Source organism: Janthinobacterium paucivorans, assembly GCF_051380805.1.
Taxonomy (GTDB): domain Bacteria; phylum Pseudomonadota; class Gammaproteobacteria; order Burkholderiales; family Burkholderiaceae_D; genus Janthinobacterium; species Janthinobacterium lividum_D.
In genome coordinates, this window is sequence record NZ_JBNYXR010000015.1 from 13,921 (window position 1) to 29,281 (window position 15,361).

Annotated in this window: 15 protein-coding genes; 13 read left to right on the forward strand and 2 right to left on the reverse strand. The window is 60.7% G+C overall.

What is annotated here, in order from left to right; all coding sequences use genetic code 11:
- Positions 1-12 precede the first annotated feature (12 nt).
- Positions 13-453: an acyl-CoA thioesterase gene (locus tag ACQ4V8_RS17085; protein ID WP_050855976.1), complete on the reverse strand. Its 441-nt coding sequence runs from the start codon at positions 451-453 to the stop codon at positions 13-15.
- 61 nt (positions 454-514) lie between these two features.
- On the opposite strand from ACQ4V8_RS17085, the gene ACQ4V8_RS17090 reads away from it, so the two are divergent.
- The 10 genes from ACQ4V8_RS17090 (at position 515) to ACQ4V8_RS17135 (ending at position 10,231) form a co-directional block, all read left to right on the forward strand.
- On the forward strand, positions 515-2,368 hold the full coding sequence (locus ACQ4V8_RS17090; protein ID WP_043463006.1) for an ABCB family ABC transporter ATP-binding protein/permease: 1,854 nt from the start codon (positions 515-517) through the stop codon (positions 2,366-2,368).
- Positions 2,369-2,564: 196 nt separating this feature from the next.
- Positions 2,565-3,521, forward strand: coding sequence for an amino acid ABC transporter substrate-binding protein (locus tag ACQ4V8_RS17095; protein ID WP_010401926.1), 957 nt, complete (start codon positions 2,565-2,567; stop codon positions 3,519-3,521).
- A gap of 100 nt (positions 3,522-3,621) precedes the next feature.
- Positions 3,622-4,371, forward strand: a complete 750-nt coding sequence (locus ACQ4V8_RS17100; RefSeq protein ID WP_010401924.1) for an amino acid ABC transporter permease — start codon at positions 3,622-3,624, stop codon at positions 4,369-4,371.
- Position 4,372: 1 nt separating this feature from the next.
- Positions 4,373-5,065, forward strand: coding sequence for an amino acid ABC transporter permease (locus tag ACQ4V8_RS17105; RefSeq protein ID WP_070346077.1), 693 nt, complete (start codon positions 4,373-4,375; stop codon positions 5,063-5,065).
- A 19-nt stretch (positions 5,066-5,084) separates the two neighbouring features.
- Positions 5,085-5,810 carry an amino acid ABC transporter ATP-binding protein gene (locus tag ACQ4V8_RS17110; protein WP_436571900.1) on the forward strand — a complete coding sequence of 242 codons (726 nt, stop codon included), beginning with the start codon at positions 5,085-5,087 and terminating at the stop codon, positions 5,808-5,810.
- A 198-nt stretch (positions 5,811-6,008) separates the two neighbouring features.
- Positions 6,009-7,061 carry a dihydroorotase gene (pyrC, locus tag ACQ4V8_RS17115; RefSeq protein ID WP_010401919.1) on the forward strand — a complete coding sequence of 351 codons (1,053 nt, stop codon included), beginning with the start codon at positions 6,009-6,011 and terminating at the stop codon, positions 7,059-7,061.
- 6 nt (positions 7,062-7,067) lie between these two features.
- Positions 7,068-7,892 carry a DUF3025 domain-containing protein gene (locus ACQ4V8_RS17120; RefSeq protein ID WP_436571901.1) on the forward strand — a complete coding sequence of 275 codons (825 nt, stop codon included), beginning with the start codon at positions 7,068-7,070 and terminating at the stop codon, positions 7,890-7,892.
- 1 nt (position 7,893) lies between these two features.
- Positions 7,894-8,883: a Gfo/Idh/MocA family protein gene (locus tag ACQ4V8_RS17125; RefSeq protein WP_436571902.1), complete on the forward strand. Its 990-nt coding sequence runs from the start codon at positions 7,894-7,896 to the stop codon at positions 8,881-8,883.
- An 8-nt stretch (positions 8,884-8,891) separates the two neighbouring features.
- Positions 8,892-10,106, forward strand: coding sequence for an MFS transporter (locus tag ACQ4V8_RS17130; RefSeq protein ID WP_010401899.1), 1,215 nt, complete (start codon positions 8,892-8,894; stop codon positions 10,104-10,106).
- The gene (locus tag ACQ4V8_RS17135) at positions 10,106-10,231 is read left to right on the forward strand and encodes a hypothetical protein (RefSeq protein WP_261980839.1); all 126 of its coding nucleotides are present in this window, start codon (positions 10,106-10,108) and stop codon (positions 10,229-10,231) included. Before ACQ4V8_RS17130 ends, ACQ4V8_RS17135 begins: the two co-directional genes overlap by 1 nt.
- Positions 10,232-10,318: 87 nt before the next feature.
- On the opposite strand, the gene recG is transcribed toward ACQ4V8_RS17135, so the two are convergent.
- The gene (gene recG / locus ACQ4V8_RS17140; protein ID WP_070346079.1) at positions 10,319-12,421 is read right to left on the reverse strand and encodes an ATP-dependent DNA helicase RecG; all 2,103 of its coding nucleotides are present in this window, start codon (positions 12,419-12,421) and stop codon (positions 10,319-10,321) included.
- A gap of 198 nt (positions 12,422-12,619) precedes the next feature.
- Here recG and queA point away from each other — a divergent pair, with 198 nt between their 5' ends.
- From queA to yajC, 3 genes are all read left to right on the forward strand, one after another.
- Entirely contained in the window at positions 12,620-13,681 is a 1,062-nt protein-coding gene (queA, locus tag ACQ4V8_RS17145) for a tRNA preQ1(34) S-adenosylmethionine ribosyltransferase-isomerase QueA (protein WP_010401897.1), read from the forward strand.
- Between the two features lie 2 nt (positions 13,682-13,683).
- Positions 13,684-14,823, forward strand: coding sequence for a tRNA guanosine(34) transglycosylase Tgt (tgt, locus tag ACQ4V8_RS17150; protein ID WP_010401896.1), 1,140 nt, complete (start codon positions 13,684-13,686; stop codon positions 14,821-14,823).
- A 196-nt stretch (positions 14,824-15,019) separates the two neighbouring features.
- Complete coding sequence (gene yajC, locus ACQ4V8_RS17155; RefSeq protein ID WP_010401895.1) at positions 15,020-15,352, forward strand: preprotein translocase subunit YajC; 333 nt, start codon at positions 15,020-15,022, stop codon at positions 15,350-15,352.
- Positions 15,353-15,361 lie beyond the last annotated feature (9 nt).

Genomic DNA, 15,361 nt, shown 5'->3' on the forward strand with positions numbered 1-15,361 from the left:
GCAAGGCGACAATCAAGACGACAATAAGGTCTCGATCGGCGGCACCTTGCGCGGCTTGCGGTCGGAATCGGTCGCCACATAGATCAGGGTGGCTTCCGTGACTTTCACGATGCACGCCTGCAGGCGGTTGCGCTCGGCATACACCTCGACATTGACGGTGATCGAGGTATTGCCAACCTTGACGATTTCAGCGTAGAAGGACAGCAGATCGCCGACGAAAACGGGGTTTTTGAAGACGAAGGAATTGACGGCGATGGTCGCGACGCGACCGTTGGCGCGCCGCGTGGCTGGCAGCGAGCCGGCGATATCGACCTGCGCCATGATCCAGCCGCCGAACACGTCGCCATACACATTGGCATCGGAGGGCGCGGGCATCATGCGCAGTTCTGGCATTTTTCCGGCGGGCAGGCCGGAAGCGAGGCAGTTGTCGGGACGCTCGGGGGAAGTACTCATCTTTTATTCTCATGAAAGGCTACAATTGCCCTGATTGAACCATAAAAAGCCGACCTTCGCCATGCGCCCCTCCCAGACTTCCCCTCCGCCCCGCTCGCCAGCCTCCGCCAGCCACAGCGATTTCGCCACCATCAAGACCTTGCTGCCGTATTTATGGGTCTACAAATGGCGGGTCCTGCTGGCGCTGCTATGCCTGGTGGGCGCCAAGTTGGCCAACGTCGGCGTGCCCCTGATCCTGAAAAAACTCGTTGACGCCATGACGATTACGGCGGCGCATCCGCAAGCACTGCTGGTGTTGCCCGTCGGCTTGCTGGTAGCGTATGGCTTGCTGCGCCTGTCGACGACCTTGTTTACGGAGTTGCGCGAATTCCTGTTCGCCCGGGTCACGCAGCGGGCCGTGCGCACCATCGCCCTGCAAGTGTTCCGTCACCTGCATGCCTTGTCGTTGCGCTTTCACCTGAACCGGCAGACGGGCGGCATGACGCGCGATATCGAACGCGGCACGCGCAGTGTCGGCTCGCTCATTTCCTATACCTTGTTCAACATCTTGCCGACGCTGGTAGAAATTACCCTGGTGCTCGGCTATCTGGTCTTGCATTACGATATCTGGTTCACCGTGATCACGACAGTGGCCCTGGTGTCGTACATCACGTTTACCGTGCTGGTGACGAACTGGCGCACGCATTTCCGCCGCACCATGAATGAGCTGGACTCGAAGGCCAATACCAAGGCCATCGATTCGCTGATCAACTATGAAACCGTAAAATATTTTGGCAACGAAGATTACGAGGCGAAGCGCTACGATGAAGGCTTGCAGCGCTATGAATCGGCCGCCGTGAAATCGCAAACATCCCTGTCGCTGCTCAATACGGGCCAGTCGCTGATCATCGCCACGGCCGTCACTTTGATACTGTGGCGCGCCACGGTGGGCGTGATCAACGGCAGCATGACCCTGGGCGACCTGGTGCTGGTGAACGCCTTCATGATCCAGCTGTACATCCCCCTCAATTTCCTGGGCGTCATTTACCGCGAAATCAAGCAAAGCCTGGCTGACATGGAGCGGCTATTTTCCCTGTTGAACGAAAACCGCGAAATCGCCGATACGCTGGATGCCAAAGCGCTCGTTACGCGGGGCGCGGCCGTGTGCTTCGCGCATGTGGACTTCAGCTATGAAGCCAAGCGGCAAATCTTGTTCGACGTGGACTTCCAGATCCCGGCCGGTACCACCACGGCGGTGGTCGGGCATAGCGGCTCGGGCAAGTCGACCCTGTCGCGCTTGCTGTTCCGTTTCTATGAAGTCGATGGCGGCAGCATCACCATCGATGGCCAGGATTTGCGTAGCATCAGGCAGGATAGCTTGCGCACCGCCATCGGCATCGTGCCGCAGGATACGGTGCTGTTCAACGACACCATCGAATACAACATCGCCTACGGCAAGCCGGGCGCCAGCAAGGACGCCATCGTGGCGGCGGCAAAAGCGGCGGCTATCCATGATTTTATTGAAAGCTTGCCAGATGGTTACAACTCCATGGTGGGCGAGCGGGGCTTGAAGCTGTCGGGCGGCGAAAAGCAGCGCGTGGCCATTGCCCGCACCTTGTTGAAAGACCCGGCCATTCTGATCTTCGACGAAGCGACGTCGGCGCTCGACTCCAAGGCCGAACAGGCGATCCAGGCGCAATTGAAGGATATTGCGAAAAACCGCACTACGCTGGTGATCGCGCATCGGCTGTCAACGGTGGCCGACGCCCAGCAAATCCTGGTGCTCGACCATGGTCGCATCGTCGAGCGAGGCACGCATCCGCAATTGCTGGCATTGCAGGGCTTGTACGCGCAGATGTGGCAACGCCAGCAGGCGAATACGGACGATGAGGCGCAAGTGGATGACGCGCTGGCGGGCTTGGTGCCGGAAAAATAAATCGGAGGGAAGAAATCAGTAGGAAAAATGCTACAGGCGCGCTGATTCAGGCGCGCGCGCAGCCCCTATTTGCGGACAATCGCAGAAAACGGCTGGTCCAGTGCTGAAAATGAAATAAAATTGGTCCCCTTGGTGGCGTTAGCACCACAGTTGTTTCGTCCGGCTTTTCGTCCGGTTTGTCCGTCCAGGAGAATTTATGAAATTGACCAACCTCTTCGCCACGCTGCTCAGCGTCGGTGTCATCAGCAGCATGTCGCCAGTCCAGGCTCAGGAATTGACCGGTACCTTGGCCAAGATCAAGAAGTCCGGTTCCGTCACCCTCGGTGTGCGCGACGGCTCCGTTCCCTTCTCCTACCTCGATGACAAGCAGCAATACCAAGGCTATTCGATCGACCTGTGCATGAAAGTCGTGACGGCCCTGCAAAAGCAGTTGGGCATGAGCGAACTGAAAGTGGTGATGAGCCCCGTCACGTCGGCCAACCGTATTCCGCTGATGGCCAACGGCACCATCGACCTCGAATGCGGCTCGACCACGAACAACCTGGAGCGTCAGCAGCAGGTGGCGTTCGCGCCGACCATGTTCGTCATCGGCAACCGCATCCTGTCGAAAAAAACCTCGAACATCAAGACTCTGGATGACTTGCGCGGCAAGACCCTGGTCGCCACGGCCGGCACCTCGACCATCAAGCAGATGACGATTTTGAACAAGGAAAAGAACCTGGGCATGACCATCGCCGTCGGCAAGGATCATCCTGAGTCGTTCCTGATGCTGGAAACGGGGCGCGCGGTGGCAGAAGCCAACGACGACATCCTGCTGGCGTCGCAAGTGGCCAATTCGAAGAACCCGAATGACTACGAAATCACCAAAGAAGCGCTGTCGGTCGAGCCGTACGGCATCATGCTGCGCAAGGGTGACCCGGCCTTCAAGAAAGTGGTCGACGATGCCTTGACCCGCTTGTACAAGAGCGACGACATCAATCGCATTTATGCGAAATGGTTCACCTCGCCGATCCCACCGAAAAACATCAACCTCAATTTCCCCATGCCGCCGCAATTGAAGGCCGTGTTCACGAATCCGACCGACTCGGGTGACCCGGCTGCGTATGCGGCTGTACCCGAAGCGCAGAAGACATCGGACAAACGGAAAAAGTAACAAGAGTGCGTAACAAACCGGGGGGCGCGAGCCTCCCGGTTTTATTTGCGGGACGGCGGCTGGTTGGCCGCTTTGCTTTAGCTGCATGGGAAGGGTGAACATGAATTACAACTGGAATTGGCGCATCTTCTGGGAGATCTCCCCCGATGGCGTGGGCACGTATATGGACACTTTGTGGTCCGGCCTGGTATGGACCTTGGCCACGGCCGGCGTGGCCTGGATCATGGCCTTGATCCTGGGCCTGGTGATCGGCACCGTGCGCACTTTGCCGAACAAATGGCTGGTGGGCGTGGCCAATGCCTACGTTGAATTATTCCGCAATGTGCCATTGCTGGTGCAGATGTTCCTCTGGTATTTTGTGATGCCGGAATTGCTGCCGCCGGACCTGGGCGCCTGGGTCAAGTCGCTGCCGAACGCGCCATTCGTTACGGCCGTTGTGTGCCTGGGCTTCTTTACCTCATCGCGCGTGGCGGTGCAGGTGACGACCGGCATCGAAGCGCTGCCGCGCGGGCAGAAACTGGCTGGCACCGCGCTCGGCCTGACCCTGCCGCAAACCTACCGTTTCATCTTGCTGCCGATGGCCGCGCGCGTCATCATGCCGCCGCTGACCAGCGAATTTTTGAACATCATCAAGAACAGCTCCGTGGCATTGACCATCGGTCTGATCGAACTGACGGCCAGCGCGCGCGCCATCCAGGAGTTTTCCTTCCAGGTGTTCGAGGCGTTTTCGGCCGCCACCATCATTTACGTCGTCGTCAATCTGCTGGTGGTGGTGCTGATGCACTTGATCGAGAAAAAAATCGCGATTCCCGGCTTCATCGTCGCTGGCGCCAAGACAGGAGGACACTGATATGTTCGGTAATTTCGACTTCGATGTCATCTCCCGCTCGTGGGTTTACCTGTTCCAGACCGGCATGGTCTTCACCTTGAAACTGACGGCGCTGGCCATGGTCGGCGGCATCGTGCTGGGCACAATGCTGGCGCTGATGCGCCTGTCCAGCAACCGCCTAATCTCGGGCGTGGCGTCGAGCTACGTCAATCTGATACGCTCGATCCCGTTGGTGCTGGTGATCTTCTGGTTCTATTTCCTGGTGCCGTACATTGCCGCCTGGGTCATCGGCGCCAACGAACCCGTGAAAGTGGGCGCATTTTCTTCCGCGCTGATCACCTTCATCCTGTTCGAGGCGGCCTACTATTGCGAGATCATGCGCAGTGGCATACAGTCGATTCCCCGCGGGCAGGTATGGGCCGGCCAGGCGCTGGGCATGAACTACGGGCAGACCATGGCCAGCATCGTGCTGCCGCAAGCCTTCCGCAACATGATCCCCGTGCTGCTGACGCAGACCATCGTGCTGTTCCAGGACGTGTCGCTCGTGTACGTGTTGTCGATCCCCGATTTTGTCGGCGCCGCCTCGAAAATCGCGCAGCGCGACGGCCGCCTGGTGGAAATGTATGTGTTTGTCGCCGTCGTGTATTTCGTGCTGTGCTATGCCTTGTCGTTCCTGGTAAAACGCCTGCAGAAACGCGTCGCCATCATTCGCTAACCGAAAAAGAAAGAACAAGATGATTGAACTCAATAACGTCAGCAAATGGTATGGCCAGTTCCAGGTACTGACCGACTGCAGCACCAAGGTCGCCAAGGGTGACGTGATGGTCATTTGTGGTCCGTCCGGCTCCGGCAAGTCGACCCTGATCAAGACCGTTAACGGCCTTGAACCGATACAGCAGGGACAGATCATCGTCGACGGCATCACCGTCAACGACCCGAAGACGAACTTGTCGAAACTGCGCGCGCGCATCGGCATGGTGTTCCAGAACTTCGAGCTGTTTCCGCACTTGTCGATCCGCGAAAACCTGACCATCGGCCAGATCAAGGTGCTCGGCCGCAGCGCCGACGAAGCCAATGCCAAGGGCTTGAAATACCTGGACCGCGTGGGCCTGCTGTCGCAGCAGGATAAATTCCCGGGCCAGCTGTCGGGCGGCCAGCAGCAGCGCGTGGCCATCGCCCGCGCGCTGTCGATGGACCCGATCGCCATGCTGTTCGACGAGCCCACTTCGGCGCTCGATCCTGAAATGATCAACGAGGTGCTCGACGTGATGGTGGGCCTGGCGCAGGAAGGCATGACGATGATGGTCGTCACGCATGAAATGGGCTTTGCCAAGCGTGTCGCCAACCGCATCGTGTTCATGGACCAGGGCAAGATCATCGAGGATTGCAGCAAGGATGACTTCTTCAACACCACACGTTCGGATCGCGTGCGCGATTTCCTTGCCAAGATCATTCATTAACTAGTGGCGCGCGAGCAGGAGCTGACGGCCAACTGGCTGCATCCTGATTCGCGCGTACTCCTGATAGTGAAAACGGCCAGTGCACACTGGCCGTTTTGTCGTCCGGCCGCAAGCGTGCACGCACCCGCACGACCGGCGCGACGCTCGTGCGGCTGGTAAAATGGTGTCATCCGCAACGACCGCCTGAGAGCTGCCGCCATGTCCACACTCGATCACACCCCGACCTCCATCACCATCACCCGTCCTGACGACTGGCATTTGCACCTGCGCGACGGCGCCGTCATGGCCAGCGTGCTGCCACACAGCGCGCGCCAGTTTGGCCGCGCCATCGTCATGCCGAACTTGAAACCGCCCGTCACCACCACGGCGGACGCTAGCGCCTACCGCGAGCGCATCCTGGCCGCCGTGCCTGAAGGCGTGAACTTCGATCCGCTGATGGTGCTGTATCTGACGAACAACACTTCGCCCGACGAAATCCGTCGCGCGCAAGATAGCGGCATCGTGCAAGCCGTCAAGTTGTATCCGGCCGGCGCCACCACCAATTCCGACCTGGGCGTGACGGATTTAAAGAATTGCTACAAGGTGCTTGAAGTGATGCAGGAAGTGGGCATGCCCTTCCTCGTACACGGCGAAGTGACGGACCCGGAGATCGACATTTTTGACCGCGAAGCCGTCTTTATCGAGCGTGTAATGCGCCCGCTGCGCAGCGCCTTCCCGGCCCTGTCCGTGGTGTTCGAACACATCACCACCAAGGATGCGGCGCAGTATGTGGCCGAAGCGGAAGGTCCGATCGCCGCCACCATTACGGCGCATCATTTGCTGTACAACCGCAACGAGATTTTCAAGGGCGGCATCCGTCCGCATTACTACTGCTTGCCCATCCTCAAGCGCGAAGAGCATCGCTTGGCGCTGATGACGGCCGCCGCCAGCGGCGACGAACGCTTCTTTCTCGGCACCGACTCGGCGCCGCACGCGCAAGGCGCCAAGGAAATGGCCTGCGGCTGCGCCGGCTGCTATACAGCCCTGCATGCGATGGAAATGTATGCCGAGGCATTCGAACGGGCCGGCGCACTGGATAAACTGGAAGCGTTCGCCAGCTTCCACGGCCCTGCCTTCTACGGCGTGCCGCGCAACACGGACAGCATCACCTTGAAGCGCGAAAGCTGGACTTTGCCAGACTCGCTGCCGCTCGGTGACAGCCACGTCATTCCGCTCAACGCGGGCGAGCAGATCAACTGGAAAATGGTCTAAGCGTTCATGTTGCCATCGATAGACTGGAGCCGCCCCTGGTTTGCCACGGTGCTGCCGGCGCGGCGGCAGCTGGACCTGCAACGCGACACGGTGATTGCCGCGCTGAACGTTCAGGCGCGGGCGCTGGACTTGCGCAATCCCTCCGGCCTGCCGCTGTGCTTCGTGCCGCAAGCCGACCTGCCCGAAGGCATGGCTTACGAGGAGTTCATCGGCGCGACGGGCGGCGTGCCCACGCGCGATAATCTGCACGATTTTTTCAATGCGCTCGTGTGGCTGACCTTCCCGCGCATCAAGCGACAGTTGAATGCGCTGCAGGCGGCGCAGATCGCCCTGTCCGGCGTCGGCAAATCGCGCGGGCCGGCACGCGACGGCGCCACTATCTTTGATGAAAATTGCGCCCTGCTGGTACTGCGCGACAGCGATGCCGGACGCGCGCTGGAAGCGGCCTTGCGCGGCCACGACTGGCGCAGCGCTTTCATTATGCAGCGCGACAAGTTTGGCGCCGGCGGCGACGCCGACGCCGAAGTATGGCTGTTCGGCCACGCGCTGATGGAAAAACTGGTGGTGCCGCGCAAGGCCATCACGGCGCACACGCGCGTGATTTTTGCCGGCGACGCTTACTTTGCGCTTGATGCTGCGGCACGGCGCGCCTGGCTTGACGAACGCGTGGCGCAAGACCTGGCCAGTGATGGCTTGACGACAGCCGACTTCACGCCGCTGCCCGTGCTTGGCTTGCCCGGCTGGTGCGAGGGCCAGGACGACGATTTTTACAATGACGCGGCGGTGTTCCGCCCGAAGCGCAAGGCAGCTGACCCAGAAAGAGATCGATAGCATGGAAAACACCGTCCGCTGGGGCATCCTCGGCACCGGCAAGATCGCCCATGCGATGGCGCATGGCTTGCGCGATGCGCCCGGCGCGCAGCTGCTGGCAGCCGCTTCGCGCAGCGCTGCCGGGGCGCAGGCCTTCGGCGCGCAATTCGGCATCGAGCGTTGCCACGGGTCTTACCAGGCGCTGGCCGATGATCCCGACGTGGACGTGATCTACATCGCCACGCCGCACACCTTGCATGCGGAAAATGCCTTAATGTGCCTGGCTGCCGGCAAGCATGTCGTGTGCGAGAAACCGTTCACCATGAATGCGCGCCAAGCGCAGGCCGTGGTCGACCTGGCACGCGACAAGAAACTGTTTTTGATGGAAGCCATGTGGAGCCGCTTCCTGCCTGCCGTGCAGGAAGCGCAGCGCATCATTGCCAGCGGCGAGATCGGTGTGCTGCAGCAGGTGCAGGCCGATATCGGTTTTGTCGCCAATTTCCCGCCCGAGCACCGCATATTCAATCCCGAACTGGGGGGCGGTGCGCTGCTCGACGTAGGCATTTATCCGCTGTCGATGGCGGCGTTTTTCCTCGGCCCGGTATCGCAGGTTCAGGCACTCGCTGAAATGGGCTCCACTGGCGTCGATGAGCAGGTCGTGTTTTCATTGCGTCACGCGGACGGCGGCACTTCATCCTGCGCCTGCAGCCTGCGCGCGCAAACGCCGACAGAAATGCGCATTTCCGGCAGCCTGGGACGCATCCGCCTGCCTAACCGTTTTTACAAACCAGATCATCTGATCGTTGAAGCGATGGATGGCGGGTACCGCGTCGTCGCCGCGCCTTATCTTGGCAATGGCTACACGCATGAGGCGATCGAAGCGATGCGCTGCATCCGCGCCGGCTTGCTGGAGAGCCCCGTCATGCCGCACGCGGACAGCGTGGCGCTGATGCGCAACCTTGACACCATACGCGGCCAGATTGGGCTGATATACAGCGCCGATAAGGCCTAAGGAGTCGTATGACACTGCACTCATCGCGTCCCAGCCTGAAAACTGTCCTGATCGCCAGCGGCGTCGTCCTGACCCTGGCGATGGGCGTGCGCCACGGCCTGGGCTTCTGGATGCAGCCGATCTCGCAAGCCAATGGCTGGACGCGTGAAACGTATTCGCTGGCGCTGGCCATGCAAAACCTGATGTGGGGCGTCTTCGGTCCGTTCGCCGGCATGGCGGCCGACCGCTTCGGCACCATGCGCGTTGTCATCGTCGGTGCCATCAGCTATATGCTGGGCCTAGTGTGGATGGCCCTGATGACGCAACCCATCCTGTTTATCGCCGGTTCCGGCGTCTTCATCGGTCTGGCGCTGGCCTGCACGGCCTTTGGTGCCATCAGCGGCATCATCGGGCGCAGCGCGCCGCCCGAGCAGCGCTCGTGGGCCTTCGGCATCTCGTCGGCAGCAGGTTCCTTCGGCCAGTTCCTGATGATGCCGGTGGAGCAGCAACTGATTTCTGCCGTGGGCTGGCAAAACGCCTTTTATGTGCTGGCCGCGCTGGTGCTGCTGGCGATGATTCCGATGGCCTTCTATTTGCGCGAGCCCCCCGTCTCGCACGCCAGTGGTGCGCAGCAAAGCATCGGTGCAGCCTTCCATGAAGCCATCGCCAGCCGCTCGTTCTGGCTACTGTTGGCGGGCTATTTTGTCTGTGGCTTCCAGCTGGTCTTCATCGGCGTGCACCTGCCGGCCTACCTGAAGGATCAGGGCTTGATGAATCCGAACATCGCCGTCACGGCGCTGGCGCTGATCGGCCTGTTCAACATCGTCGGCTCTTACTACGCGGGCAAACTCGGTGGAAAAATCGCCAAGCGCTATCTGCTGTCGGCCATCTACGTGACGCGCGCCGTGGTCATCACGCTGTTCCTGCTGGCGCCCTTGTCGGCGTGGTCGGTGTACCTGTTTGCCGCCGGCATGGGCGTGCTGTGGCTGTCGACCGTGCCGCTGACGAATGGCATCATCGCCGGCATCTTCGGCGTCAAGCACCTGTCGATGCTGGCCGGGATGGTGTTTTTCTCGCACCAGGTGGGCAGTTTTCTCGGTGCGTGGCTGGGCGGCTATCTGTACGAGCACCAGGGCAGTTACCACGTCGTGTGGATGATCACCATCGGCCTGGGCTTGCTGGCCGCGCTGATCAACCTGCCTATCGACGAGCGCGCCGTCAAGCGTGTGGCGGTGGCGGCGTAATGGGCAGCTGGCGCAACTGGCTGTGGCGCCTGGCTGGCGCCGCGCTGCTGGCCATCGTCTTCATGGCGTATTTGCGCCCCGACTTCATGCTCGACCTGGCGAACCGCTTCTGGATGTGCATGTAGACTGCGCGGGCGCAAGGTAGTTTGCGAAAAGTCGGATTAGCGCACAGCGCGTAATCCGACAACACCCTGAAGCATGCAATACCAGATTTACACTTTCAAAAACTCTTCTTTCCCACCCAGCCAGCGTGCTAAGTGTGCCTCGACGGTAGTCGCGGCGGCGGCCGTGGTGGCGTGCAGCAAATCGTGCGCCACGTCGCGCGCCTGATCTACCAGCCATTGATCCGTTTCCAGGTCGGCAAAGCGCAGCATGGCCTGACCGGACTGGCGCGCACCGAGGAATTCGCCGGGGCCGCGTATTTCCAGGTCGCGCCGCGCGATCTCGAAGCCATCGGTCGTCTCGCGCATGGTCATCAAACGCTGGCGCGCCACACCGCCCAAGGGGCCCTGGTACAGCAGCAGGCACACGCTGGCCGCCGTGCCGCGCCCCACGCGGCCGCGCAGCTGGTGCAGCTGCGACAGGCCGAAACGCTCGGCGTGTTCGATCACCATCAGCGAAGCGTTCGGCACATCGACGCCCACCTCAATGACGGTAGTGGCCACCAGCACATGGATATGGCCGGCGATGAAGGCATCCATCACTTCCTGTTTTTCCGCCGCTTTCAAGCGGCCATGCACGAGGCCCACCTGCAGTGCGGGCAAGGCTTCGGCCAGCATCATGTAGGTGTCGGTGGCCGTTTGCAGCTGCAGCGCTTCCGATTCCTCGATCAGCGGGCAGACCCAGTACACCTGCCGGCCTTCCAGCGCGGCCGCATACACGCGGGCGATGACCTCGTCGCGCCGGTTCTGGTCGATGGAGCGCGTGACGATGGGGCTGCGTCCGGGCGGCAGTTCGTCGATCACCGACACTTCCAGGTCGGCGTAGTAGGTCATGGCCAGGGTGCGCGGGATCGGCGTGGCCGACATCATCAACTGGTGCGGCACGGCCGCGCTGTCGCCCTTGTTGCGCAGGGTCAGGCGCTGGCCCACGCCGAAGCGGTGCTGCTCGTCGACGATCACCAGGCCCAGTTTGGCAAACAGCACATTGTCCTGGATCAGCGCATGCGTGCCGATCACCAGTTGCGCTTCGCCCGATTCGATCAAGGCCAGCGCCGCCGTCTTTTCCTTTTTCTTCAGGCTGCCCGTCAGCCAGGCGACCTTCACGCCCAGCGGTTCCATCCAGGCGGCGATCTTGCGGAAGTGCTGCTCGGCCAGAATCTCCGTGGGCGCCATCAGCGCGGCCTGGTAGCCGCTGTCGATAGCCTGCGTGGCGGACAACGCCGCCACCACCGTCTTGCCGCTGCCGACATCGCCTTGCAGCAGCCGCTGCATCGGATACGGCTGGTGCAAGTCGGCGCGGATTTCTTCCAGCACGCGGGCCTGCGCGCCCGTCAGCTTGAACGGCAGGGCTGCGCCAAAGGCATGCGACAGGGTGCCGACGATGGGTAGCTGTGCGGCGCCTTTCGAGCGGCGCGTGCGCTGGGCGCGTTTCAGCGACAGCTGCTGCGCCAGCAGTTCATCGAATTTCATGCGCACCCAGGCCGGGTGCGAGCGGTCCATCAGCGCGCTTTCATCGATGTCCTGCGGCGGGTAGTGCAGCAGGCGCACGGCAGCCTGGAAAGGCGACAGCTGCATCTGGCGCAACAAGTCGTCAGGCAGGGTATCGTGCCAGTCGATGCGGTGCATGGCGGCGGCGATCTCGCGCCGCAGGACGTTCTGCGACAGGCCTTCGCCGGACGGGTAGACGGGGGTCAGCGCCGTGGGCAGCGGCGCGCCCTGGTTGACCACCTTGTAGTTCGGGTGCACCATCTCGGCGCCGAAAAAACCGTGTTTGAGTTCGGCGCGCGCGCGCACCCGCGTGCCTTCGGCCAGTTGCTTGACCTGGCTGCCGTAGAAATTCATGAAGCGCAGCAGCAGGTTGCCCGTTTCGTCGGCGATCGTCACCAGCAACTGCTTGCGCGGCTTGAAATTGACTTCGCACTTGGTGACGACACCTTCCACTTGCCACGACTCGCCGCCGCGCAGGCAGGCATCGCGGATGGTGTAGATCTTGGTCTCGTCCTCGTAGCGCATCGGCAAGTGCAGCACCAGGTCCATGTCCGTGCGCAAGCCCAGTTTGGCCAGCCGGCTTTCCGTGCTGACCGCTTTTTTGGCAGCTTTCGGCTTCGCGGCGGGCTTGGCCGTGGGAGGAGGAGCGGGCTTTGGATCGGGCATATGCAAGGTTTTGGTGCCAATAGCGCAGGTTTTTATGCCGCTAGCGTAAAATAGAGGGTTGTCCGGCACACCCTGTGCGTACCGCAGTCGTCGTTGTTGCGGCGGATTATTGTAATGCCTGTATAGGCGCACAGTATAGTGCCAGATGTTCCATTGCGCACTCCTAATCATTTTTGACGTACTTTTGAAGCAAAACGCATGTATTCGCTATCCGATTTCGATTTTAATTTGCCGCAAGAAAACATTGCGCAAACTCCCTTGGCCGAGCGCAGCGCCTCGCGCCTGTTGCATCTGGATGGCGACGCCCTGATCGACCGCCAGTTCGCCGACATCGTCGGACAGCTAGCCGCGGGCGACCTGCTGGTGATGAACGATACGCGCGTACTCAAGGCGCGCTTCTTTGGCGTCAAGGAAAGCGGCGGCAAGATCGAGGCGCTGGTCGAGCGCGTACTCGATGAGCGCACCGTGCTGGCCCAGGTGCGCGCGTCGAAGTCGCCGCCGCCCGGTTGCCGCATCCGCCTGGCCGACGCCTTCGACGTGACGGTTGGCCAGCGCGCCGGTGAATTCTTCACGCTGCATTTCGAGGCCGACGTGTTCGAGCTGATCGAGGCGCATGGCCGCTTGCCGCTGCCACCCTACATCGAGCACGATGCGGATGAATTTGACGAAACGCGCTACCAGACTGTCTTCAACAAGGTGCCCGGCGCTGTCGCCGCGCCGACGGCCGGCCTGCATTTCGATCAGGCCCTGCTCGATCAATTGAAGGCCAAGGGCGTCAACTTTGCCTATGTGACCCTGCACGTGGGCGCCGGCACCTTCCAGCCCGTGCGCACCGAAGTACTGGCCGAACACAAGATGCATACCGAGTGGTACACCCTGTCGCAGGACACCGTCGATGCCGTGCGCGCCGCGCAACGGGCCGGGCGCGACGTGGTGGCCGTCGGCACGACCAGCCTGCGGGCGCTGGAATCGGCTTCGCAAAGCGGCCAGCTGGTGGCGGGCAGTGCCGATACGGCCCTGTTCATCACGCCCGGCTATGCCTTCAAGACGGTGACGCGTTTGATTACCAATTTCCATTTGCCCAAGTCGACCCTGCTGATGCTGGTGTCGGCCTTTGCCGGCTATGCGCCGATCCGCAGTGCTTACGCGCATGCGATCGCGCAGAACTACCGATTCTTCAGCTATGGCGATGCGATGCTGCTCACTACGCAGTCGCGTGCTCCGCTTGCGCTGAACCTTGATACTCCCGTGAAAGACTGACCATGCTGGAATTTACACTACTCAAGACCGACACGAGCGGCCTGACCAAGGCACGCCGCGGCACCTTGAAACTCAACCATGGCGTCGTGCAGACGCCAATCTTCATGCCAGTGGGTACTTACGGCACCGTAAAAGCCATGTCGCCGCTGGAACTCAATGAGATCGATGCGCAAATCATCTTGGGTAACACTTTCCATTTGTGGTTGCGTCCGGGTAACACCGTCATGGAGAAATTCGGCGGCTTGCACGGTTTCATGGGCTGGAACAAGCCGATTTTGACCGATTCGGGCGGCTTCCAAGTGTTTTCGCTGGGCGCCATGCGCAAGATCACGGAAGAGGGCGTGCATTTCAATTCGCCCATCAATGGCGATAAATTGTTCCTCTCGCCGGAAGTGTCGATGCAAGTGCAGCGCGTCTTGAATTCCGATATCGTCATGCAGTTCGACGAGTGCACGCCATACGAAATCGCCGGCCGCCCGGCCACCATCGAGGAAGCGGCCAAGTCCATGCGCATGTCTTTGCGCTGGGCGCAGCGCTCGAAGGACGAGTTCCACCGTGGTGAAAACCCGAACGCGCTGTTCGGCATCGTGCAGGGCGGCATGTTCGAAATGCTGCGCGACGAGTCGCTGGCCAAGCTCGAAGAGATCGATTTCCCCGGCATCGCCATCGGTGGCCTGTCCGTCGGCGAGCCGAAGGAAGACATGATGCGCATGCTGGCCCACGTGGGTCCGCGCCTGCCTGCCAACAAGCCGCATTATCTGATGGGCGTGGGCACGCCCGAAGATCTGGTGGCCGGCGTGTCGAACGGCATCGATATGTTCGATTGCGTCATGCCGACGCGTAACGCTCGCAACGGCTGGCTGTTTACCCGTTTCGGCGACATCAAGATCAAGAATGCCAAGTACAAGGAAGACCAGGCGCCGCTCGACGACACCTGCAGCTGCTACGCCTGCCGCAACTTTTCGCGCGCCTACCTGCACCATTTGCACCGCTCCAAGGAAATTCTCGGCGCGCGTTTGAATACCATCCACAACCTGCATTACTACCTGGACTTGATGCGCCAGATGCGCGAGGCGCTCGACGAAGACCGTTTCCACGCGTTCACGCTGCAATTCCATGCCGAGCGCGCACGCGGAACTTAAGAAATGCTTAGGTTCAAGAGCCGCGAGGCCCTGAGCTGATGTTTTCGAGATTGGTGCTTGGACTGGGGCGATAAAGCATTGCATAATGCTTTTTTAGCCCCATTTGAAGTTGCCATGCCTGCAATTCGTGGGATGGTCTTTTGTCAATGCTAGAATACAGCGCTGTTTTTTCAAACTGATTAGAACTGGAGTCAACGTGTTTTTCATTTCCAACGCTTATGCGCAAGCCCCTGCCGACGCTCTCGGTTTCGGCGGCAACCTGACCAGCTTCCTGCCGCTTGTACTGATGTTCGTGGTGATGTATTTCCTGATGATACGTCCACAGCAAAAGCGTGCCAAAGAACAACGGGCGATGATGGACGCGCTGGCCAAGGGTGACGAAGTCGTCACCGCTGGCGGCATGCTGGGCCGTGTTGTCAAGGTAGTGGACGCCTACGTCACCATCGAAGTGGCGACCAGCACCGAAATCACGGTGCAAAAGAGCTCTATCACCACCCTGTTGCCTAAAGGCACCCTGAAGGCGCTGTAATTGCTCGCC